At 64.2% G+C, this 19,938-nt stretch carries 22 protein-coding genes; 14 read left to right on the top strand and 8 right to left on the bottom strand.

Features of this window, described 5'->3' with window-relative positions; genetic code table 11:
* The first annotated feature begins 270 nt into the window (after positions 1-270).
* Positions 271-618, top strand: coding sequence for an HPF/RaiA family ribosome-associated protein (locus tag ACIPZC_RS20780; protein ID WP_241806585.1), 348 nt, complete (start codon positions 271-273; stop codon positions 616-618).
* 68 nt (positions 619-686) lie between these two features.
* Here the strand turns inward: ACIPZC_RS20780 and ACIPZC_RS20775 are convergent, their stop codons facing one another.
* Both ACIPZC_RS20775 and ACIPZC_RS20770 read right to left on the bottom strand, forming a co-directional pair.
* Entirely contained in the window at positions 687-1,097 is a 411-nt protein-coding gene (locus ACIPZC_RS20775) for a response regulator (RefSeq protein WP_267821020.1), read from the bottom strand.
* A gap of 55 nt (positions 1,098-1,152) precedes the next feature.
* Positions 1,153-1,329 carry a Flp family type IVb pilin gene (locus tag ACIPZC_RS20770; protein WP_241806583.1) on the bottom strand — a complete coding sequence of 59 codons (177 nt, stop codon included), beginning with the start codon at positions 1,327-1,329 and terminating at the stop codon, positions 1,153-1,155.
* Positions 1,330-1,624: 295 nt separating this feature from the next.
* Between ACIPZC_RS20770 and cpaB the strand changes: the two genes are divergently transcribed.
* Genes cpaB through ACIPZC_RS20730 form a run of 8 tightly spaced genes read left to right on the top strand, consistent with a single transcriptional unit; the run spans position 1,625 to position 9,048 of the window.
* On the top strand, positions 1,625-2,572 hold the full coding sequence (gene cpaB / locus ACIPZC_RS20765) for a Flp pilus assembly protein CpaB (RefSeq protein WP_400629242.1): 948 nt from the start codon (positions 1,625-1,627) through the stop codon (positions 2,570-2,572).
* Positions 2,573-2,589: 17 nt separating this feature from the next.
* On the top strand, positions 2,590-3,849 hold the full coding sequence (locus tag ACIPZC_RS20760; RefSeq protein WP_400629240.1) for a type II and III secretion system protein family protein: 1,260 nt from the start codon (positions 2,590-2,592) through the stop codon (positions 3,847-3,849).
* Positions 3,846-5,036, top strand: a complete 1,191-nt coding sequence (locus ACIPZC_RS20755) for a pilus assembly protein (protein WP_400629238.1) — start codon at positions 3,846-3,848, stop codon at positions 5,034-5,036. The genes ACIPZC_RS20760 and ACIPZC_RS20755 overlap by 4 nt, the downstream gene beginning before the upstream one ends.
* Positions 5,033-6,289 (top strand): CpaF family protein, encoded by a 1,257-nt coding sequence (locus ACIPZC_RS20750; RefSeq protein ID WP_267821012.1) that lies wholly within the window; start codon positions 5,033-5,035, stop codon positions 6,287-6,289. The genes ACIPZC_RS20755 and ACIPZC_RS20750 overlap by 4 nt, the downstream gene beginning before the upstream one ends.
* Positions 6,286-7,167 (top strand): type II secretion system F family protein, encoded by an 882-nt coding sequence (locus ACIPZC_RS20745; RefSeq protein WP_400629236.1) that lies wholly within the window; start codon positions 6,286-6,288, stop codon positions 7,165-7,167. Before ACIPZC_RS20750 ends, ACIPZC_RS20745 begins: the two co-directional genes overlap by 4 nt.
* A 2-nt stretch (positions 7,168-7,169) precedes the next feature.
* The gene (locus tag ACIPZC_RS20740; RefSeq protein ID WP_400629234.1) at positions 7,170-8,057 is read left to right on the top strand and encodes a type II secretion system F family protein; all 888 of its coding nucleotides are present in this window, start codon (positions 7,170-7,172) and stop codon (positions 8,055-8,057) included.
* A 10-nt stretch (positions 8,058-8,067) separates the two neighbouring features.
* Entirely contained in the window at positions 8,068-8,769 is a 702-nt protein-coding gene (locus tag ACIPZC_RS20735) for a tetratricopeptide repeat protein (RefSeq protein WP_400629232.1), read from the top strand.
* A 15-nt stretch (positions 8,770-8,784) separates the two neighbouring features.
* The gene (locus ACIPZC_RS20730) at positions 8,785-9,048 is read left to right on the top strand and encodes a DUF3613 domain-containing protein (protein WP_241806576.1); all 264 of its coding nucleotides are present in this window, start codon (positions 8,785-8,787) and stop codon (positions 9,046-9,048) included.
* Positions 9,049-9,064: 16 nt separating this feature from the next.
* On the opposite strand, the gene ACIPZC_RS20725 is transcribed toward ACIPZC_RS20730, so the two are convergent.
* Positions 9,065-9,499 (bottom strand): prepilin peptidase, encoded by a 435-nt coding sequence (locus ACIPZC_RS20725; protein WP_400629309.1) that lies wholly within the window; start codon positions 9,497-9,499, stop codon positions 9,065-9,067.
* A 75-nt stretch (positions 9,500-9,574) separates the two neighbouring features.
* Between ACIPZC_RS20725 and ACIPZC_RS20720 the strand changes: the two genes are divergently transcribed.
* Positions 9,575-10,015 carry a TadE/TadG family type IV pilus assembly protein gene (locus ACIPZC_RS20720; RefSeq protein ID WP_241806575.1) on the top strand — a complete coding sequence of 147 codons (441 nt, stop codon included), beginning with the start codon at positions 9,575-9,577 and terminating at the stop codon, positions 10,013-10,015.
* Positions 10,012-12,657, top strand: coding sequence for an ATP-binding protein (locus ACIPZC_RS20715; RefSeq protein WP_400629229.1), 2,646 nt, complete (start codon positions 10,012-10,014; stop codon positions 12,655-12,657). The genes ACIPZC_RS20720 and ACIPZC_RS20715 overlap by 4 nt, the downstream gene beginning before the upstream one ends.
* Here ACIPZC_RS20715 and ACIPZC_RS20710 read toward each other — a convergent pair.
* Positions 12,642-14,597, bottom strand: a complete 1,956-nt coding sequence (locus ACIPZC_RS20710; protein WP_400629227.1) for a pilus assembly protein TadG-related protein — start codon at positions 14,595-14,597, stop codon at positions 12,642-12,644. The two genes, ACIPZC_RS20715 and ACIPZC_RS20710, sit on opposite strands and share 16 nt — an antisense overlap.
* Positions 14,598-14,770: 173 nt before the next feature.
* Between ACIPZC_RS20710 and ACIPZC_RS20705 the strand changes: the two genes are divergently transcribed.
* The gene (locus tag ACIPZC_RS20705) at positions 14,771-15,061 is read left to right on the top strand and encodes a DUF3509 domain-containing protein (RefSeq protein WP_400629225.1); all 291 of its coding nucleotides are present in this window, start codon (positions 14,771-14,773) and stop codon (positions 15,059-15,061) included.
* 3 nt (positions 15,062-15,064) lie between these two features.
* Here ACIPZC_RS20705 and ACIPZC_RS20700 read toward each other — a convergent pair whose 3' ends face one another.
* Entirely contained in the window at positions 15,065-15,535 is a 471-nt protein-coding gene (locus tag ACIPZC_RS20700; protein WP_039604338.1) for a phosphate-starvation-inducible protein PsiE, read from the bottom strand.
* A 227-nt stretch (positions 15,536-15,762) separates the two neighbouring features.
* Between ACIPZC_RS20700 and ACIPZC_RS20695 the strand changes: the two genes are divergently transcribed.
* The gene (locus tag ACIPZC_RS20695) at positions 15,763-16,026 is read left to right on the top strand and encodes a YebG family protein (protein WP_267820995.1); all 264 of its coding nucleotides are present in this window, start codon (positions 15,763-15,765) and stop codon (positions 16,024-16,026) included.
* Between the two features lie 28 nt (positions 16,027-16,054).
* Here the strand turns inward: ACIPZC_RS20695 and ACIPZC_RS20690 are convergent, their stop codons facing one another.
* A complete protein-coding gene (locus ACIPZC_RS20690; RefSeq protein ID WP_400629222.1) occupies positions 16,055-17,074 on the bottom strand; it encodes a Glu/Leu/Phe/Val dehydrogenase dimerization domain-containing protein in 1,020 nt (339 codons plus the stop codon).
* Between the two features lie 125 nt (positions 17,075-17,199).
* Here ACIPZC_RS20690 and ACIPZC_RS20685 point away from each other — a divergent pair, with 125 nt between their 5' ends.
* The gene (locus ACIPZC_RS20685) at positions 17,200-18,006 is read left to right on the top strand and encodes a SirB1 family protein (RefSeq protein WP_400629221.1); all 807 of its coding nucleotides are present in this window, start codon (positions 17,200-17,202) and stop codon (positions 18,004-18,006) included.
* On the opposite strand, the gene maiA is transcribed toward ACIPZC_RS20685, so the two are convergent.
* Together maiA and fahA are read right to left on the bottom strand one after the other, a co-directional pair.
* Positions 18,000-18,632 (bottom strand): maleylacetoacetate isomerase, encoded by a 633-nt coding sequence (gene maiA / locus ACIPZC_RS20680; RefSeq protein WP_400629219.1) that lies wholly within the window; start codon positions 18,630-18,632, stop codon positions 18,000-18,002. The genes ACIPZC_RS20685 and maiA overlap by 7 nt on opposite strands.
* Before the next feature lie 12 nt (positions 18,633-18,644).
* Entirely contained in the window at positions 18,645-19,937 is a 1,293-nt protein-coding gene (gene fahA, locus ACIPZC_RS20675; RefSeq protein WP_400629217.1) for a fumarylacetoacetase, read from the bottom strand.
* Between the last annotated feature and the right edge of the window lies 1 nt (position 19,938).

Below are 19,938 nucleotides of genomic sequence, written 5' to 3'. Positions count from 1 at the left end.
GTGGTCCGGGAAACGTTGGGGTCGCAATAGTAATGATTTCAATTCGCATAAGCAAAGTCTGAAAGGCCACAGGGTTTTGAGCAGGCCTTCGCTCGTCAAGGGCAGCCCAGTTGCCTTTGCGATGCCAATTGCAACAGAACATTTATTTTCACGAAGGGCTTGAATTCAGGCTTCGGTTGCCTGACCTTAGAGTCAAGAGGCGAAGAATTACCAAGGGCCTCAAGGGCCTAGGCACGCCTCCATGCGAGCAAGCTGAATAAGGATTGAATCATGCAAATCCAGGTCAACAGCAGCAACCATATCGAAGGCAACATCCGTCTCAACGAGTGGGTCCGCAGTACGCTGCAAACCACGCTCGAACGTTACGAGGAGGACCTCACCCGCATCGAGGTGCACCTGCGCGACGAGAACGGCGCCAAGCCCGGGCCGCATGACAAACGCTGCCAGATGGAGGCTCGCCCCAAAGGCCATCAACCGATTTCCGTGACCCATACCGCCGCTTCGCTGGACCAGGCCGTGGATGGGGCAGCCAGCAAGCTGAACAATGCGCTGGATCATTTCTACGGCAAGCTGCGCAGCAAGCGCGGTGTACTGGAGCTCAATGACCCAGACGCCTGATCCTTGCCAGTAACCAGAACGCCCGGCCATGTGCCGGGCGTTTTCGTTTCTGCTTTCGCTGCGTGGAGTCAGTACTTGGCAACCTGCAACAACGGTTGCGGAAACAGGTTGTCCAGTGTCTCCAGCAACCGTGCGTAATAGATGGGCTTGCGGAAGAAATCCAGCACCTGCAGGCGCAGCAGGTCGCTGAGGTCGTCTGCACCGGCGTGGCCCGACATGACGATCACCGGCAAATGCTGGCGGGCCGTATGGTCGCGCAAGCGCTGGATCAAATCGATGCCGCTTTCCTCCGGCATGCGCAGATCAGTGATGACCAAGGCAACGTCCGGATACTGGGTGAGCAGTTGCAGTGCGGCTTTCACCGAGCCTGCCGTATGGCAGTAGTACCCCTCGCTCTCGAGGAGTTCGGCCAACTCAAGTAGATGCTCTTGCTCGTCATCGACCAGAAGAATCTGCTGACGCGAGGGCGAGTTCTGCATGTGCGGCTCCTGGACACCTGGCCCGGTGAGGCGTTGAACATCATTGGGTTAGGGATTAAAGAGCTCCCTGGATCGCGGTGAACATCGCCGTGATCTGGGTCGAGATGGGCGTGACGAAACCCGCCAGCACTACCGCCACCATTGCCGCGATGACCGCGTACTCGATGCCCGAAGCGCCGTCTTTGCGACGCAGGAATTGTTTGCAGTGAAGGATGACCTGTTTCAGCAACATGACCAGCTCCTTGCGGCGACATCGCCGGCGACAATGGTGTCAAAGTGACGCCTGTTTGCCATCAAAGGATTGCCAAGCTGGCGCCGTCCGCAAATATAAAAAAGCATTAGTTAACAGGTGATAATCCAAAAGCATTAAAGCCGTCGATTTCATCAACTGATTGTTTTAATTGGTTTTACATTCGGGCGTGAAAAAAACGCCTGCGTCTAATGGCGAATGGCGATGGGTGGGCTACCGTGCAATAGCGAAATAGTAACTTTTTGCCACCACCCGACCATGTGCACGGAGGCCAGACATGAGCAGTCGCTTGACCATGATTCTGGCTGCACTTTTCCTGATCGGCGCACTGCTGGCAGGCTATTGGGGCGTGGTGCTCAGCCGCCCTGCTGCACCACCCCAGCCAGTCGCCCCTGTCGCCGAACAGCCGGCAGCCGTGGTTGCCGCGCCCACCCCAAAACCGCCCGAGCCCCAGCGCTTCCCTATCGTCGTGCTGCGCAAGGCGCTGCCGGCCAATACGCCTCTGACTGCAGACGACGTGCTGCTCGAGCGCTTGCAGGTGGTGCCTGACGGGGCCTTCCAGCACGTAGACCAGGTGATCGGACGCAGCAGCGCCAGGCCACTGGCGGCAGGTAGCTGGCTGGACGAATCGAGCTTCCAGCCTGGCGGACCGCTGGCACGGATGATCCGTGCCCACGAACGGGCCGTGGCGGTCGGCGTGGACGAAGTGGTCGGCGCAGCCGGGCAACTGTACCCAGGTGATTTTGTCGACGTGCTGCTGTACCTGCGCGAAGAGGCCAACAACCCACAATCCTCCGCCCAGGTGGTGTTGCCGGCCCTGCGCGTGCTGAGCGTCGGCGAACAGATGGGCGTTACCAATGACGGCCGCCCGGCACTGACCGCCGAGGAACTCAAGGCCCGACGCGAACAGGCGCGCCCAAGCAACCCGGCCAGCACCCACACCGTGGTGCTGGCCGTTCCTGAAGCCTTGGCCAGCCGCCTGATGCTGGCAGCCCAGGTAGGCACCCTGCGCCTGGCCGTGCGCAGCGCCGCCGAGCAGCGGCTGGCCCGCTACTGGGCCGAAGCGGATAGCAAGCCTCAGGCAGAAACCATCAACCGCGAACTCTATCGGTTCAGCCAGCTTTCTCAGGCCCCGTTGGCCAAAACCGCCTCAACCGCTGCAGCCGTTGCGAGCATGCAGATCATCCGTGGCGCACAGGCCGCGGACGCCAACAAGACCCCCTGACAAGGCAAGGATGCAGTATGCGCAGTTCCGAGCGTTGCAGTGCAAAACGGTTCGCCAGCCACACATGCCTGGCCTTGCTCATGATGGCGCTGTTGCCGAACGCCGATGGCGCCAGCAAAGGCTGCGAAGCCTTTGCCCAACTGCCTTCAGTGATCGAAATCGATCAAGGCCTGCAGCAAGAATTGCGCTTGCCGCTGGCGATCACCCGGGCTGCCGTCGGCGACCCCAACGTTGCCGATGTGCAACCCAGCGGTGACCGCGCCGTACTGGTGACCGCCGTGGGCCAGGGCAATACCACGCTCATGCTGTGGACGGCCTGCGCCCCCGCGCCACACCGGGCCATGCTGTTCGTCAACGGCCAGGCCAGCGCCGCCATGGCCGAAACGGGCCTGCCACCGTCGCTGGATCCGGCGTTGCCGAGCCAGGTGCAGGCCGATATCCGCTTCGTCGAGGTGCGCCGCACCAAGTACAAGGAAGCCGGCGCCCGCCTGTTCTTCAGCGGCTCGAACAACAGCCTGATCGGGTCGCCGGGCACCGTGCCAGGCACATCGGTGACGCCGGGCGCCGTGCCTGTCACCTCGCCGCAGATCCCGCTCGACGACGGCGTGTTCAACATTGTCTGGGGCGGCGGCAGCAGCCGTTTCCTGGCAGCCATCAATGCACTGGAGAACAGCGGCTTCGCCTACACCCTGGCGCGCCCCAGCCTCACCGTGCTCAGCGGCCTGACGGCAAGCTTTCTGGCCGGTGGCGAGATACCGATCCCGGTACCCAGCGCCGGCAGCGACAACGTCTCGATCGAGTACAAGGAGTTCGGTGTGCGCCTGGCCCTGACGCCGACCGTGATCAGCCGCGACCGCATCACCCTGAAGGTAGCGCCTGAGGTCAGCGAGCTGGATTACACCAACGCGGTGACCATTGCCGGCACGAGCGTACCGGGGCTGAGCATACGGCGCACCGATACCAGCATTTCCCTGGCCGATGGCGAGAGTTTCATCATCAGCGGCCTGGTCGGCAACAACACCCGTTCGGCGGTGGACAAGCTCCCCGGGCTGGGCAACCTGCCGATCCTTGGCGCGTTCTTCCGGCAATCGGCCCTGGTACGTGAGGAAACCGAGTTACTGATGATCGTCACCCCGCATCTGGTTCAACCGCTGGCGGCCAATGCCCGCCTGCCGGAACTGCCCGGTGAAGGGTTGCGCACCTACGACCCCAGCTGGGGCCGGCTGTTCTTCATGGAAAACGGCAACTTCGATGGCCAAAGCGGGTTATCACGATGAACGAGAGCCTCAACCAGACCTTTTTGGGCATCACCCGCAACGAAGAAGACCTGCAGTGGCTGCAGAGCGCGCTGGCACCCCAAGGCCAGGTGATCGGTGCCAGTGGCGGCAGCCTCGACGAGCTGCTGGCGCTGATCAATGCGACGTTCAGCACCTTGGTGTTCATCGGCCTGGACCGTGAGCAACTGGTCAACCAGTGCGCACTGATCGAAGGCGTGCTCGAGGCCAAGCCGCTGCTTGCGATCGTCGCCCTGGGTGATGGCATGGACAATCAGCTGGTGCTGCACGCCATGCGTGCCGGCGCCCGCGATTTCGTCGCCTACGGATCGCGGGCCAGTGAAGTGGCCGGGCTGGTCCGGCGCCTGGGCAAACGCATGCCCACCGTCACCAACAACCCCAGCCTGGGCGGCCTGACCGTGCTGTACGGCGTGCAGACCGGTGCCGACGGTGCGCTGCTGACCACGCATCTGGCGCGGGTGGTCCAGGAAAGCGGCCAACAGACCCTGCTGCTGGACCTGGGCATGCCACGTGGCGACAGCCTGGCGCTACTGGGGCTGGAGGCGTCGTTTTACTTCGGCGATGCCCTGCGCCACCTGCGCCGGCTCGACACCACCCTGATCGACAGCGCTTTCACCCGCGACAAGAAAGGCCTGCGCCTGCTGACCTTCGCCGAAGATGACGAATCTCTGCGCAAGACCAGTGCCGCCGAGCTGTACATGCTGCTCAGCGCACTGCGCCAGCACTTTCAGCACATCGTCGTGAACCTGACCGGGCATGCCGACAGCGAGGCCCTGCGCACCATCATCAGCCATTGCGACAAGCTCATCATCTATACCGACCAGAACATCCTCGACTGCCGGCGCAACCTCGAAGTGCTGGAGCTGTGGCGCGATCATGGCATCAAACTGGAGCATGCCAGCCTGCTGGTCGACCGCTACCTGAGCAATGTCGCGCCGGATGCCGAGAGCCTGGCCAAGCGCTACGGCCTGCCCCTGCTCAAAGTCATGCCTGACAGCCCCGAAGTACGGCTGAACGTGAAAAACCAGGGCCTGAGCCTGTTCGAGCTGGCACCGCGGGAAAACCTGACCCAGGCCCTGCGCGGCCTGGGTGAGCGCTTGGCGCAGCGCTCGGAGAACCTTGCGCCACCGGCCTTTACCTGGCTGCGCCGGCTATGGGGTAGCAAATGAACGGCGACCAACCCTTCGGCGGCCCTCACCATGCCTCGGGCGACCCGTATGCGCTCAAGCGTGCACTGCACCGTTTTGCCATCGATGCCATCGAAGACAGCGGCCGCAACCTGCTCGAAGGCGCGCGCCCGGCACTGACGCAATTTGTCCTGGAGCAGGTGGGCGATTACGTAGCCCGCCTGCGCCTGGCGATGTCACGCTATGAAATGGAGCGCCTGGCCGAAGAACTGGTCGATGAGCTGACCGGGTTCGGGCCGCTGGAGGTGCTGCTGCGTGATGCCAGTGTCACCGAAATCCTGGTCAACGGACCGCACAGGGTGTTCGTCGAGCGCGGCGGGCAACTGCAACAGACTGACCTGCGTTTCATCGATGCCCACCACGTCGAGCGCGTCATGCAGCGCATCCTCGCACCGCTCGGAAGGCGCCTGGATGAATCGTCGCCGATGGTCGACGCGCGCCTGCCCGACGGCAGCCGGGTCAATGCGATCATTCCACCGGTGGCCTTGGACGGCCCATGCCTGTCGATCCGCAAATTCCGCCAGGACATGCTCAAAAGCGCCGACCTGCTCGCCACCCGTGCCATCGACCAACCTATCTTCGACTTCCTCGAACGCGCCGTGGGCCGGCGCTGCAACATCCTGGTCAGCGGCGGCACCGGCACCGGCAAGACCACCCTGCTGAACATCCTCAGCCAGATGATCGCCCCACGCGAGCGCCTGGTGACCATCGAAGACGTCGCCGAACTGCAACTGCACCATCCCCACGTGGTACGCCTGGAAACCCGCCCGCCAAATGCCGAGGGGCATGGCGAGATCAAGGCCAGCGAGCTGATCCGCAATGCCCTGCGCATGCGCCCGGACCGTATCATCCTCGGTGAAATCCGCGGTACCGAGGTGCTGGATGTACTCACGGCGATGAACACCGGCCACGATGGCTCGATGAGTACGGTGCACGCCAACACCGCGCAGGACGCCTTGCTGCGCCTGGAAACCCTGGTTGGCCTGAGCGGGCGGCAAATCGCCGAGAAGACCTTGCGGCAGATGATCTGCGCGGCACTGGACGTGGTGATCCAGCTGGCGCGCCTGCCCGACGGGCGCCGCTGCGTCAGTGAAATCCTGGAAGTGGTCGGCGTGCGTGATGACGTGTACGTGACCAGCACACTGTTCCGCCTCGACCGCCGCGGTGGCGACGTGTTTCTACGGGAGGCGCCGAACCCTGCGGGGAGCAAACTGCGCCATGAAGGTGTGCAATGACCGGCCCCTTGCTGCTGGCGCTGGCGCCCCTGTTGCTGGGCGTCTCCCTGATGCTGTTTCGCCTGGGCCTGTACAAGCGCAGCGAACAGCGCATTCTCCAGCGCCTGGGGCGGGCCTTTGAGTTGGCCCGCAGCGCCAACGCACGGCGCGACTGGCTCGAGCCGCTCTTGCAACGGGCCGGGCTTGGCGCCACCGACTGGCAACCGCAGCGCTGGCTGCTGGCCTGGCTGGGCCTGGCGCTGGTGGCGCTGCTGGGCGCCGGGTGGGTGGCCGGGCTGATGGTGCTGGTGAGCCTGCCGCTGCTCGGCTATTTCACCCTCAGCTGGCTATGCCGGCGGCGTGTGCAGCAGCTTGTCGCGCAACTGCCCGCACTGCTGGACTACAGCGTGCGCAGCCTCAAGGCCGGGCGAACCCTCAATGATGCGCTACTCGGTGGTATCGACGGCTCGCGCGAGCCGCTGCGCTCGACCATGACCCGGGTACGGCGCAGCGTGCAGCTGGGCGTACCGCTGGACGATGCGGTCAACGAACTGGCCGAGCTCTACAACCAGGATGAGTTGCGTCTGTTCGCCATGGGGCTGCGCATCAACCAGCGCTACGGCGGCAACACCAGTGAGCTGATGGAGAACCTGATCAAGCTGATCCGCGAGCGCGAACAAGGCAGCCGCCAGCTCAAGGCGATGACCGGCGAAACGCGCATCACAGCGATGATCCTCGGCGCCTTGCCGCTGTGCATGGTCGGCTACTTCCTGATGGCCAACCCGCAGTACCTGCTGACCCTGTGGCAAGACAGCAGCGGCCAGATGATGTTGCTGCTCGCCTTCGCCCTGCAGGTGGTCGGCTGCCTGGTGCTGTGGCGCATGATGAGGAGCCTCTGACCATGGCCTTGTTGCTTTGTGCCGTGTGCCTGTTCATCGCCGCCGGCTTGCTGGGCTTGCAGGCGGCCCGTCAGCTGCGTGCCCGTTACCTGGTGACGCGCAGGCTGCAGGGGCGTCTGGCGCGCGAGGAGCGCCTGGGGAACTGGCTGCACTGGCTGGGCAACAGCCCCTTGGGGCAGCGCCTGCAGAAACTCGACGGTGAAACCCAGGCCTTGCTCGACCGGGTCGGCTGGCGCCGCAGCCGCCAGCGGGCGCTGTTCGCTGCCGTGCAACTGGGGCTGCCGCTGGTGGCGGTCGTCCTGACCTTGATCCTGCAGCACGCCGCACTGGGCGGTGCGGGCACACACTGGCTGGTCTGGCCGCTGTTTGCCTTGGGTGCCAGCTACCTGTTGCCCAAACGCTTGCTGGCCATGGCCGCCCGGCAGCGCCAGCAACGGATCGCCCTGGAAGTCAGCCTGATGATTCCGCTGCTGCGTATTCTGTTCGAGACAGGCCTGGCCGTAGAGCAGGCGTTGCGTGTGCTGAGCCAGGAAGGCCAGGCGCTGCTACCGGAAATCAGCGAAGAGCTACGCCTGGTGCTGCAACGGGTGGACTCGGGCCTGGCGCTCGGCCCGGAACTGGACAAGACCGCACGCCTGTTGGCCGTGGATGAATTCATCGATACCTGCGTAATCCTTCAGCAGTTGCTGGTACAGGGCAGCGGCGCGATGAAGTCGCTGCTCGCACTCAAGGATCTGCTCGACGACCGGCGCCTGACACGCATGCAGGAGCGGGTTTCGAAGATGTCGGCAAAGATGTCGGCGGTGATGATGGTATTTCTCTTCCCGGCACTGCTCATCGTCCTGGCCGGGCCGGGTTTTTCCGCCTTGACGCGGGCCTTGGGGCCCTAGGGAGTAACGGATGAAAGCGACCCTGTTGTTCACCGGCCTGCTAGTGCTGACGGGCTGCGCCGGCCAGCAGCCTGGCGGGCTCGGGCAGTGGTTCGGCACCTCAAGCTGCGCTAAGCCGGACGCCGACCAGCAACTGGCACTGAACCTGGCGGACGAGATGCTCAACGATGGCCGCCCGCACGCCAGCCTGGCGCACCTGGAGCAGTTGCCCAACACCCTTGACCAGGTACGCTTGCGCAAGGCCAGGGTCTCGCGCCTGCTGGGGCGCAGCGAAGCAGAACCGCTGTACCGCAGCTTGCTCGGCGGCTGCCTCGCGGCCGAGGGTGAGCATGGCCTGGGCCAACTCGCCTCGGCCCGCGGCGATGACGTGCAGGCCTTGCAGAACCTGCAGCGCGCGGCACGGCTGGCACCGACCGATGAGCGCATTCGCAATGACCTGGGTGTAGTGCTGATGAACCTGGGCAGGTATGAACAGGCACGCTTCGAATTCCTGACCGCCATCGAGCTCAAGGAGGGCAACGCGCTGCCCGCCGTCAACCTGGTGACCTTGGCGCTGCTGCAAGACAACTGGCAGCAAGCCACCGACCTGGTCGGCCGCCTGCGGCTCAAGCCGGCGCAGTTCACCCAGGCCCAGGCACGCGCCAGCCAGATCAAAGCCACCGGGCGCGGGCCGATAGCCTCGGCCGGTGGCGAACGTGTGATGGTCAACTGAGCGAAGGAGAAGGTCATGATCAGGTATGTGATGCTGCTGGCCTGCTGCACCGGTTTCTCCACGGCCTGGGCAGAGGATTACCCACGCCAGCAACCGCCTGCGCAAACGGCGACCGAAGCGCTGCTGCGGGTGCAGTCCAGTGGCGAACAGGCGTCCAACCGCCTGCAGGTGCAGACGGCGCGCGAGCGCGACCTGTCCAAGCAGCGCTGGCTGGAAACCTACAAGTACGCCATTCCGGATTTCTATCGCTGGACCAAGGTGACCGAGTCCAACAACTGACCAGGCCAGGGCACGCTCAGTGCAGGCACACGCAGGCCAGCAAAAAGCCCACCAGCACAAAGGGCGCAAATGGCTGCGTTTCAGGCGCCTGCCCTGCCCTGCGCCGCGTCCCGCGTCGCAACAGCGCCCAGATAAGCATGGAGCCCCCGGCACCGATGAACGTACCGAGCACGTAGGCCTGGCTGGTGGCCAACCCCAGCGCGCCGAGCAACTTGACGTCACCGGCACCGAAACGCCCCATCATGTAGCCAGGCAATGTGAGCAGCAACACGATCGCCAGTGCCCAGCCGGCATCACTGGCCCGGGCGCCGATCCAGCTGTGCCCGGTAGCCACCAGCCATACCAGCGCACAGGCTGCCACCCCCAGGGTCAGAAGGTTGGAAATCTGCCGTTCGCGGACATCTTGCCCGCTGCACACGGCAAGCCACAGCAGCAAGGCGATACTGGATATTGGCAATTGGCCATCCCTGTTCGTCGAAGGCTTCTATGCTGTAACTCAGGACTCCTCGTCAGGGTAGACGCAATCATGCAAGCAGGCCCGCCAGCACGGCAAAAAGGCGCAGCAGCCATCGAGTTCGTCGCCGTCTTCATGATCTTTTTCACCGTGTTCTACGGCCTGGTCAGCTACACCCTGCCAATGCTGATGCTGCAGTCGTTCAACCAGGCCAGCAGCGAGGCCGTACGCCGCTGCGTGGCCCTGGACCCGAGCAGCGAAAGCTATGACGACGATGTGCAGGCGCTTGCCCACGCCGTGATCCGTGAGCAGTTGGCCTGGATGCCCGAGGCATTGGACTTCCAGCCGGCCGATGCACAGGTGAGCGTGGATGATGACAAGCTGCTGAAAGTGACGATCAATTATCCGAAAAGGAAACTGCACAACGTATTGCCGATGCTGGTGATACCGCTGATTGGCGAAGTGCCCCGCTTGCCTGAGAGCTTGCGGGCCGAAGCGAGCCTGCAACTGTGAGCGGCCTGTTCGATCGCTGGCTGGGCAGCCCTGCTGCAGAGCCTGCCGCGCAGATGCCGCAGGCGGTGGGCCTGCAGGTGTGGCTGGACGACCACGGGCACGTGCTGCGCCTGGCCGGGCCCTTGCGCACGCTGCTGGCCGTACCTGGCCACGCCCAGGCGCGAATACACGACTACCTGTATCGGCACAGCTGGCTGGCCCTCGAAGGTGTGCCTGCCGATTGGCAAGGGCAAGCGCTGGACCTGGATTTTCACACCGTGCACGGCCACGCCCTGCAGACCCGCGGCTGGCTGCAACACCAGGCGATCGGCTGGATGCTGCAGCTGTTCGATATCAGCGACCTGCTGCGCCAAGGCGCTCAGCAGGAGCAGTGGCTGACCCAGCGCCAGCTGGCCGCAGAGGTAGGCCAGGCCGTGCGTGACTGCAGCGAAGCGTGGCTGACGCAGACGACCGCCGAGCAACTGCTGCGCCTGGCCGAGCACTGGCACGCCGGTTCGGTACGCCTGATGTTGGCGGACCAAGCGCGCTGGCGCGCCTATAGCTGCAGCGAAAACGACTGGCCTTGGCCCGATGACCAACGCCTGCAGCCGTGGCTGCAGGCGCTTCCCGCCCACTTTCAGCAGGTCGCGCCGGACTTGCCGCACTGGCGAGCGACGTGCGCTGGGTTACCGCTGTTCCTTGTGCCTTACAGCCACGGCCATGAAATTCAGGCCTGGTTGCTGTGTGCGGGCGCGCCGTCGGTACCTGCGCCAGAGGCGACCAAGGCGCTGTTGCAAGCCTTGCTCGAACCGCTGCTGGCGCGCCTGCGCCAACACCAGTTGCAGCAGCGCTCGCGCCATCTGGACGAGTTGCAACAGCAACTGGGCGCAGGCTGGTGGCAATGGCCCGGGCAAGGGCTGCTGCAGTTCGATCCGGCCCTGGCCGCCAGCCTTGACCTGCCTGCTACGGTAAGCCTCGAGCAATGGCTGGCGCGCCTGCATCCGGCTGATCGGGAGGCTGCGCAAATGGCCCTGGAGCAACTGCGCCACGGTGCTGCATTGAGCCTGAACGTGCGCCTGCTCGCAGCCGACAGTGCTGCCGCGCCGCGCTGGCTGCACTGGGTCGGGCAGTTGCACGGCGGGCAGGGGCAAGGCTTTGTGCTCGACATCAGCGCACTGAAAGCCCAGGAACTTCAGGCCAGCGCCGCGCGCGCCCGGCTGGAGAACCTGATCGCCAGCTCGCCTGCGGTGATCTATATCCAGCGCTGTAGCGAGGGCGCGCTGCACAGCGAATTTTTCAGCGCCAGCCTGACGCCGATGCTGGGCTGGCCCAAAGATAGCGAACTGGCGCGCCAGCCAGGCCAGGCGGTACACCCGCACGACCAGGCACTGTGGCTTGAACGAACACGTACGCTGCTGCGCGATGGCCAGGTACGCAGTCGCTATCGCCTGCGCGATCATCTGGGTGGCTACCACTGGGTGCTGGACGAAGCCCGCCTGTTGCGTGACGACCTCGGCCAGCCGGTCGAGGTGGTCGGCCTGTGGCTCGATGTCAGCGAAGCGACCGAAGCTGCCGAGCGTGTGCGCCAGAGTGAGGAACGCTACCGGGTACTGGTGGAGGATTCACCCGCGATGATCTGCCGCTACACCCCGGACCTGCAATTGCTGTTCGGCAACCGGCCGCTCGCCGAACAGCTGGAGTGCGCCCCTGAGCAATTGCGCGAGATGAACCTGGGCCAATGGATGTCAGAAGCCCAGCGCCTTGCATTCCTGCAGCGCCTGGCCGCGCTGACCCCCGAGCAGCCGCTGGGCAGCGCGGAGATCTGCCTGCAACTGCCAGGGCACAGGCATGCCTGGTGGGTGTGGGCCGAGCGTGGGTTGTTCGATGAGCAGGGCCGGCTGCTGGAAGTGCAGGCAGTGGGGCGCGACAACACGCAGGTCAGGCAAAGCCAGCAACAACTGATGCAGGGCGCGAAGATGGCCACGCTCGGTGAGTTGGCGACAGGGCTGGTGCATGAAATCAACCAGCCGCTGAACGTGATGCGACTGGCCATCGCCAATACCCTCAAGCGCGTGGAAAGCGGAGCGCTCGACGTCGAATACCTGCAAGGCAAGCTGCAGCGCATCGATGCACAGGTGGGGCGTGTGGCCAGGCTGGTGGAGCATATGCGCACCTATGGGCGGCGCTCTGCGCTTGAGCACCAGGTGTTTGCGGCGTGGACTGCGGTGGATGGCGCAGTAGCGTTGCTGGCTGAAGGGTTGCGCGGCAAAGGTGTCGCCTTGCAGATCGAAGCGCCGGACTTCTGCCCGGAGGTGCAAGGGCATGAGGACCAGCTCGAGCAGGTGCTGATCAACCTGATGGTCAACGCCCGGGATGCGTTGCTCGAGCGTCAGGTGGTCAGCCCCCGAATCGGCATCTGCCAGCGTATCGAGCAAGGGCAACTGTGCCTGCAGGTGGACGACAACGCCGGGGGTATCGACCCGCGTCTGATCGCGCGCATCTTCGAGCCGTTCTTCACCACCAAGCCTGCTGGCGTGGGTACCGGGCTGGGGTTGTCGGTGAGCTTCGGCATCGTCGAGGCCATGGGTGGCAGGCTCGAAGCGCTCAATGGGGCTGACGGCGCCTGCTTCCGGGTATTGCTGCCCATCTACAACATCAACTGAGCTCGGCCGGTGGCGCAACTGAGGTTGGCGCCGACGTCGGTATTGACCAGGTCGATGCCCAGCACCTTCAACAGCACATTGACCAAGGGGTCGAGCAGCGGGCTGAGCAACCCCCTTATCAACGGTTCGATGATGCCTTTGACCGTACCGAGCACATTGCCGGCAATCACCAGCACCTCGCCAAGGCCACTGTTGGCAGTGGGTTTGAAGGCCTGGAGCTGGACGCCCAGCAAGGTATCGCTGAGGCTGCCGACCACATTGTCATTGGCGGGGCGCATGTTCATGTAGGCCGCGGGCTGGCCGATATTGGGCGGTTCGCTGCCCGGCCCCTGGAACAGCAACGGGTGCTCTACCGGGCCACTGCCCAGCAGTTTGCTGTCGACCCGCAGGCCAAGGCCACCACCGGCGTAAGGTATTCGGCTTTGGCAGGTGCCGAGTATCAGCAACTTGGTGCAGCGCTTGGTGCCGATATCGACCAATGGCAGGGCCTTGACTGCGGTCGTGCCGGAGGTGAAGAACGCATCCGCGGATTCGAAGCGGCCCACCGCCAGCTTGGCGGCAGCGCTCTGAGCCTGAACGGTCAAACGCTTGGGCGAGCACCTGAACGTGTCAGGGGACTGCGGGTCGAGGCGCGCCGTGGCTTCGGCGACCTCAAGGCCAATGTCGAGCTCAAGCCTGTCTGGCACGAGCACGATGTCGGTGACAGTGCACGGCACACCCAGCAGACACAGCACCGACTCCAGTGTCGACGCCAGGTTCAGGCTGAGCAGGTTATTGAGCACGTTGGTCAGCGGCGAGACAAGGTCGAGCACCGCATTGGCCAAGCCGAAGACCGTGCTGAGCAGCGGCAGGTCGAGGGAAATCATCGCCCGTACCTGAGCCGTGTGAACCCTCAGTTCATCCGTACGCGGGTCGCCGACCGCCGAGACCTGTTGCGGCTCGATCACCTTCAGCCGCACCCGACCGTTGACCAGGCCGAGCACGCTGAGCGGCAAGTCGGCAGTGGCTGCGCTTTCGCTCGCCGCCAGCTGGATCACCCCCTGCACCAGCTGCAGCAGCTGGATGCTGGCGTCCAGCCCTGCTTGGGCAGTACCGTTCTGAATATCGAGAATCTCGCCCAGTTGCAGCAAGGTGCTGTTGCCGGCACCCAGGGCGACCTTGCCCAGGTTGGTGACGACATCGGCGGCGGCGCCGCTTTGCTCAAGCACCTTGACCGCCGCTTCCAGCAATTGTGTGGCGGTGGCGTCGGCATTGACTAGCTGCTGGTAGTCGCCGACGGTCAATTGCAGGTCGACAGCCAACTGGTCGAGGTAATCGAGCAGGTTGAGGTCGGTTGCGGCGATGCCGTTCCAGCCCGCCAGGCCAAGCTGCACGTTGCCACCCAAGGCGCCGAGCAAGCCATCGAGCAACACCGACTGTTGCGAGTTCACCGTAGCCAACGTAGTGCGAATGCTCAGCATGGCCTGTGGCGGCGAGGGTTTCGATGCCACAGCATGGGCCTGCAAGGTCGTGGTCAGCGGCACCTCCCCCCCTTGGGTCAGGAGGTAGATGCCGGCGGCGAAACTGGTGGTGACGGTGTTGCTGACATCGACCCTTATCGCTTCGTTACGGGTGTTGTCATGGGTGAAGGTGCGCAGGCTGTTGGCACCGGTCTGCAGGTAACCGCAGCTGGCCACCACCGGGCTGCCGGGCGTGTGGCCGTTGCGGGCCGCGGCGATGCTGGCAATGGCCGTGGCCTGTGGGCCATTGCCGGTGCACACGGCAGACTGGCCAGCAGCCTCCAGCGCGGCCATGTCAGCGATACGTTGCAACTTGCGCTGTTCAAGGTAAAGACGGCCGCTGTCCACCGCTACCAGCATGAACAGCAAGGCCAGCGCCAGCGTGGTAACCGCCATCAGGCCGATCGCGCCACGCTGCCGGGCAGCGGAAGAGGGAACCACGGGCACTCCTTTGCAGGCCAGAGGCCAGCCATCGCGGCTTTGGTCAAAAGAGTGTAGCCACACTAGTGGCTAATTGCCTTGCCCTGTTGATGCCAGGCTACCGATCAAATGCCCTGAACCAACCCGGCACCTATCCGGTCAATTCCTGCAATCACCTATTGCAGGCCCAGACCATGAACAATCCATTCGAGCAGATCAGCGCCGCCTTCGCCCCCGAGTACCGCGTCAACCTGAGCATCGAGCGCCTGGACGGCAGCATCATGCTGACCTTGTCCGATGATGCCGGCGTGGTCGCCAAGCGCCTGATCACCCAGGCCCAGCGCAACGACCCGGTGCGCCTGCAGCGGGTGATCGACAGCATCCGCCTGGGCCTGGCCATCGAACTGGGGCAGAACCCTTTGCAGGTGCTGGCCGCCCTCACCCGCGACCCGCGCCAGCAGCCAAGTCAGGCCATCGCCAACTGACGGCTACTTGCCGTCTTCCACTGCCTTGCCATTGGCGTCCAGCACCTTGGTCGAGGGGTAACGGTAAGAGGCGTAGCGCACCACCAGGATCGAAAACGCCAGCAGCAGGATGCCCCCGCACAGGTACAGCAGCCCCTCATCCGGCGCCTTGTGGTGCGACACATCACCGATCAGCAGGCGCGTCAGCGCGGTGATCGCCACATACAGCAGGAAGCGGATAGGCATGTGGTTGGTCTTGAAATAGATCCCGACCATCGCCCCGAGCTCCAGGTAGATGAACAGCAACAGAATGTCATCGACGCTGATGCCACCCTTGCCGAGCATGTCCAGGAACGTCATCACCGCCGCGTAGGCGGTAATGGCGCCGATGCCGAACAGGGCAAGGTAGTGGAACCCTTCTACACACAGATTGCCCAGCGAGTCGGCCGAGCCGTGCAGGCCCTTGCGCAGCTTTTCTGCCCATTTGATGTTCACGATGTGCGATTCCCCGATACGACATGAAGGATGGTGCGTCACGCATGTGACGCTTGTGCCATGCAGTTAAAGGGCCAGGCCCCTGCTTTGGAAGGCGGCCAATTGCCGCAAGGCACCTGTGGGCTACGCTTTTTTGCGGCAAGGGTTGCACCTGAGGTGCGATTGCCATTACTGTATGCGCATACAGTAATCGATAAACCAACCGCAAAAAGGCACAGAGGTGATGAATGGCCGTCGAAGTGGTGTACCGCAGCAGCCGCGACCCGGAGCGCTTGTTCATGGATAAGGCCGAAGCAGATCGTCACGACAAGATGCTCGAACTGGCCGAGCGCCTGGCCGAGGTGCTGCAGAAGGCGGTGCCTTCGCTTTCCGAGCAGCAGGTCGAGGAAGCTGGCATTTACATGGCGAAGAACCGCGACGTGTTCGCGCGGGCATTCAAGAGCCAGCCGGACGCCTTGAGTGAGTTGTTGGACACTGACGCTGCCCAATGATCTACGGCGGCTGGGCCGCCGTGCAGCTTCAGCCGTATAGCAACCGCTCGGCCAGCATCTGCGCCACGCGCGCTGGTGAGCGCTTCTCGGCCTGGGCGTGGGCAAACACCTCGGTCAGGCGCGTCGGGATGCGCGCCAGGTGCGCGGTGATGGTACCCAGCTCCTCGCCGCGGTGCTTCATTGCCACGTAGATCAAACCACCGGCATTGATCACGTAGTCCGGGGCATAAAGAATCCCGCGGGACTCCAACTGGTCAGCCACCTGCAAGGTGGTCAGCTGGTTGTTTGCCGCCCCCGCCACCGCAGCACAGCGCAGTTGCATCACCGTCTGGCCATTGAGTACCGGGCCCACGCCACACGGCGCAAAAATGTCGCAGGGCGTACTGATCAAGGCGTCGTTGGTCACCGGATGGGCGTTGAACTGCTCCACGGCCAGCCGCACCCGACCGGGGTCCAGGTCACTCACCAGCAACTCGGCACCTGCTGCGTACAATTGCTCGGCCAGTGCATAACCCACATTGCCCAGGCCTTGCACTGCAATGCGCAAGCCTTTGAGGTCGCTGCTGCCCAGGCGGGCCAGGCAGGTTGCACGGATGCCGGCAAACACGCCCAGCGCCGCATGCGGCGAGGGGTCACCCGAGGCCGTTGTGCTGGTCACATGGGGCGTGCTCTGGGCGATGCAATCCATGTCCAGCGTGGAGGTGCCGCTGTCCACAGCGACGATGAAACGCCCCTGCAGGGTATCGATGCAGTGCCCCAGCGCTTCGAACAGTGCCGCGCGGTTTTCCACGTGCGGGTTGCGCATGACCACCGCCTTGCCACCCCCCAATGCCAGCCCGGCCAGCGCCGCCTTGTAGCTCATGCCTTGCGCCAGCCGAATGGCATCGGCCATGGCACTCTCGTCGTCTGCATAGGGCAGGTAGCGGCAACCACCCAGCGCCGGGCCGCGAATCTCGTTATGAATGGCCAGAACCGCCTTCAGGCCGGTTTGGGGGTCATTGAACAGGTGCAGTGACTGGGTGCGGGTGCTTTGCATCAGCGCGAACATCGGCGGGCTCCCCTGCGAGGTGCTCCTAGCAGTATAGGCATCCGCATGCAGGCCAAGCTGCTACCGGACCACTGGACGAATCAGCCCGCCAGCGCTATTACTCAAGGGTATGTGGAGATGCCCCGATGAACCCACGCCAAGCCTGCCTGGCCTGCCTGGAACGCGAACCGGTCGCCTTGCTGGAGGCTGCCTTGTGGATGGCCGCCGAGCACGATCACCAGGTCGAGCCTGCCACCAGCCTTGCCAGCCTGCACCACCTGCAAGCCGAAATCAGTGCCAGCCTGCCGATGCTGCCGGTGTGCGAGCTGGCTCAGCCACTGCTGCGCCAACTCAATGCGCTGGGCTTCCAGCAGGATGAATACCACCCTCTGCGCCCGCAGGCAGCACTGATGGACAAGGTTTTGCAACGCCGCCGGGGTCAACCGCTGGCGCTGGCCATCATCACCCTGGAACTGGCCCGGCGCCTGTCCATAGCGCTGGAGGGTGTGGCATTCCCAGGGCACTTTCTGCTGCGCGTACCCGGTGCCGATCACCTGCTCGACCCTTGCGGTGGCCGGCGCCTGTACCCTAATGATTGCCGCGAGTTGCTGGCCCGCCAGTTTGGCCCGCACGTGCCACTGACAGCCGAGCACCTGCGAACGGCTACCCCGGCCCAGATGCTGCAGCGCCTTTCGCGTAATTTGCGCCAGTTGCATATCAGCAATGACAACCACCTGGCCGCGCTGATCGACGCCGAACGGGTCATGCAATTGGGCCCGGTGCAAGTGAGCGACTACATGACCCGCGCCTCGCTCTACCAGCACCTCGATTGCCCCCAGGCAGAACGCTTCGACCTGGAGCATGCCTTGCTGCTCACCGAGGATCCGGTGCAGCGCCTGAAACTGACCGAACGTATCGGCCAGTTACCGGTGGCGAAGCGTTCGATTCATTGAGCCGGTGTATCCGCCTGGCAGGACGGGTGCGCCATGGCGAATGCAGCATGCCTGGCGGCCAATGCCATGACCCGGCGGATGCGCGGATAGCTGCCAAGGTCGACATTGAACCGCTCGGCCGCATACAGTTGCGGCACCAGATAGACGTCCGCCAGCCCCGGCGCCTCACCAAAGCAGTAGCCATCGTCGCCGATCAGTTGCTCTACAGCCGCCAGGCCTTGGCCAACCCAGTGGGCGATCCACTGGTTGACCTGGGCCTCGTCATGGCCCAACTGGCGTAACTGGTTGAGCACACTGACGTTGTGCAACGGGTGGATGTCGCAACCGATGATGGCCGCCACACCGCGCACCTTGGCCCTCGCTGCAGCGCCACTGGGCAACAGCGCAGGCTGTGGATAAACCTCTTCCAGGTACTCGATGATCGCCGGCGACTGCACCAGCAGCTGGGCATCGTCGGTACGCAGCGCCGGTACCCGGCCCTGCGGGTTCACCGCCGCATACTCGGTGCCGCGCTGCTCGCCCTTGAGCAGGTTGACCGGCAGGGCCTGGTAATCCAGGCCCTTGAGCGCCAACGCGATACGCACCCGGTAGGAAGAGGTGGAACGGTAGTAGGTGTACAGCTCCATTACCCTGCTCCCTCAGTTGGCGGCAATGACCTTGCTGCGGCACTCACCAAAGCCGATGCTGGCCACGCCATCCCGCTTGCAACGGGCACGCAGGATGATTTCATCGCCGTCCTCGAGGAACTTGCGCTGCTCGCCACTGGCCAGCTCCACCGGCTGCTTGCCACCCAAGGTAGTCTCCAGCAGGCTGCCGTAAGCATCGGGCGAAGCACCGGACAGCGTGCCCGAACCGAACAGGTCGCCTGGCTGCAACTGGCAGCCGTTGACACTGTGATGGGCGATCAGCTGTGCCACGGTCCAGTACATGTTCAGGGTGTTGCTCAGCGCCAGGCGGTGGGCCGGCAAGCCCTGTTCACGCATGCGCTCGGTCAGCAGCAGCACTTCCAGTTCGATGTCGAAGGCACCGTGGGCCTGGTCACGCGGGTCGAGCAGGTAGGGCAACGGTTGCGGATCACCTTGCGGGCGTGCCGGCTGGGCGCAACGGAACGGCTCCAGGGCCTCGGCGGTTACCACCCAGGGCGACAGCGTGGTGATGAAGCTCTTGGACAGGAACGGCCCCAGCGGCTGGTATTCCCAGGCCTGGATATCACGCGCCGACCAATCGTTGAGCAGGCACAGGCCAGCCAGGTGCTGATCGGCTTGCGCGATCGGAATCGCCTGCCCCATCTCGTTCCCCTGGGCAATCCAGATACCCAGCTCAAGTTCGTAATCCAGGCGCGCGCACGGGCCGAAGGTCGGTTCGGTGTGCCCGGCGGGCAGCGTCTGGCCCTTGGGGCGGCGTACATCGGTGCCGGACGGGCGCAGGGTCGAGGCGCGGCCGTGGTAACCGATCGGCACGTACTTGTAGTTGGGCAGCAGCGGGTTATCGGGGCGGAACAGCTTGCCGACGTTGGTGGCGTGCTGAATGCCGACATAGAAATCGGTGTAGTCGCCGACCTTGGCTGGCAGGTGCAACTGGCAATCACTGGCAGGATGCAGCGCCCCTTTGAGCGCCGCCTGGTGCTCGCTGTGTTCGCCCAACAACGCCAGCAATCGCTCGCGCAGCGCCACGCGGGCCTCACGGCCGAGGGCGAAAAAGGCGTTCAGCGCACCACCACGGGTAGCCTCCACCGCAGCCTTGGCCTGGCCCTCGAACAGCCCGGCAGCCAGTACGGCCTCCAGGTCGAGAACCGCATCACCGATGGCAACGCCGCAGCGCGGCGTTTCACCTGGGCGGCTGAAGATGCCCAGCGGCAGGTTCTGCAGCGGGAAGTCGCTGTGCCCGTTGGCGTGCTCTACCCAACTACGGGCAATGGCGGACTGGTTCATG

This window comes from Pseudomonas sp. NPDC089743 (assembly GCF_044748785.1).
Lineage (GTDB): Bacteria > Pseudomonadota > Gammaproteobacteria > Pseudomonadales > Pseudomonadaceae > Aquipseudomonas > Aquipseudomonas putida_X.
Note: the sequence above shows the minus strand (reverse complement) of the source record. Positions and strands in the feature narration are given on the sequence as shown.

Coding starts and splice junctions, on each gene's coding strand:
- ACIPZC_RS20780 (WP_241806585.1), top strand. CDS start 271: ATGCAAATCCAGGTCAACAGCAGCAACCATATCGAAGGCAACATCCGT.
- ACIPZC_RS20775 (WP_267821020.1), bottom strand. CDS start 1,097: ATGCAGAACTCGCCCTCGCGTCAGCAGATTCTTCTGGTCGATGACGAG.
- ACIPZC_RS20770 (WP_241806583.1), bottom strand. CDS start 1,329: ATGTTGCTGAAACAGGTCATCCTTCACTGCAAACAATTCCTGCGTCGC.
- cpaB (WP_400629242.1), top strand. CDS start 1,625: ATGAGCAGTCGCTTGACCATGATTCTGGCTGCACTTTTCCTGATCGGC.
- ACIPZC_RS20760 (WP_400629240.1), top strand. CDS start 2,590: ATGCGCAGTTCCGAGCGTTGCAGTGCAAAACGGTTCGCCAGCCACACA.
- ACIPZC_RS20755 (WP_400629238.1), top strand. CDS start 3,846: ATGAACGAGAGCCTCAACCAGACCTTTTTGGGCATCACCCGCAACGAA.
- ACIPZC_RS20750 (WP_267821012.1), top strand. CDS start 5,033: ATGAACGGCGACCAACCCTTCGGCGGCCCTCACCATGCCTCGGGCGAC.
- ACIPZC_RS20745 (WP_400629236.1), top strand. CDS start 6,286: ATGACCGGCCCCTTGCTGCTGGCGCTGGCGCCCCTGTTGCTGGGCGTC.
- ACIPZC_RS20740 (WP_400629234.1), top strand. CDS start 7,170: ATGGCCTTGTTGCTTTGTGCCGTGTGCCTGTTCATCGCCGCCGGCTTG.
- ACIPZC_RS20735 (WP_400629232.1), top strand. CDS start 8,068: ATGAAAGCGACCCTGTTGTTCACCGGCCTGCTAGTGCTGACGGGCTGC.
- ACIPZC_RS20730 (WP_241806576.1), top strand. CDS start 8,785: ATGATCAGGTATGTGATGCTGCTGGCCTGCTGCACCGGTTTCTCCACG.
- ACIPZC_RS20720 (WP_241806575.1), top strand. CDS start 9,575: ATGCAAGCAGGCCCGCCAGCACGGCAAAAAGGCGCAGCAGCCATCGAG.
- ACIPZC_RS20705 (WP_400629225.1), top strand. CDS start 14,771: ATGAACAATCCATTCGAGCAGATCAGCGCCGCCTTCGCCCCCGAGTAC.
- ACIPZC_RS20695 (WP_267820995.1), top strand. CDS start 15,763: ATGGCCGTCGAAGTGGTGTACCGCAGCAGCCGCGACCCGGAGCGCTTG.
- ACIPZC_RS20690 (WP_400629222.1), bottom strand. CDS start 17,074: ATGTTCGCGCTGATGCAAAGCACCCGCACCCAGTCACTGCACCTGTTC.
- ACIPZC_RS20685 (WP_400629221.1), top strand. CDS start 17,200: ATGAACCCACGCCAAGCCTGCCTGGCCTGCCTGGAACGCGAACCGGTC.
- maiA (WP_400629219.1), bottom strand. CDS start 18,632: ATGGAGCTGTACACCTACTACCGTTCCACCTCTTCCTACCGGGTGCGT.
- fahA (WP_400629217.1), bottom strand. CDS start 19,937: ATGAACCAGTCCGCCATTGCCCGTAGTTGGGTAGAGCACGCCAACGGG.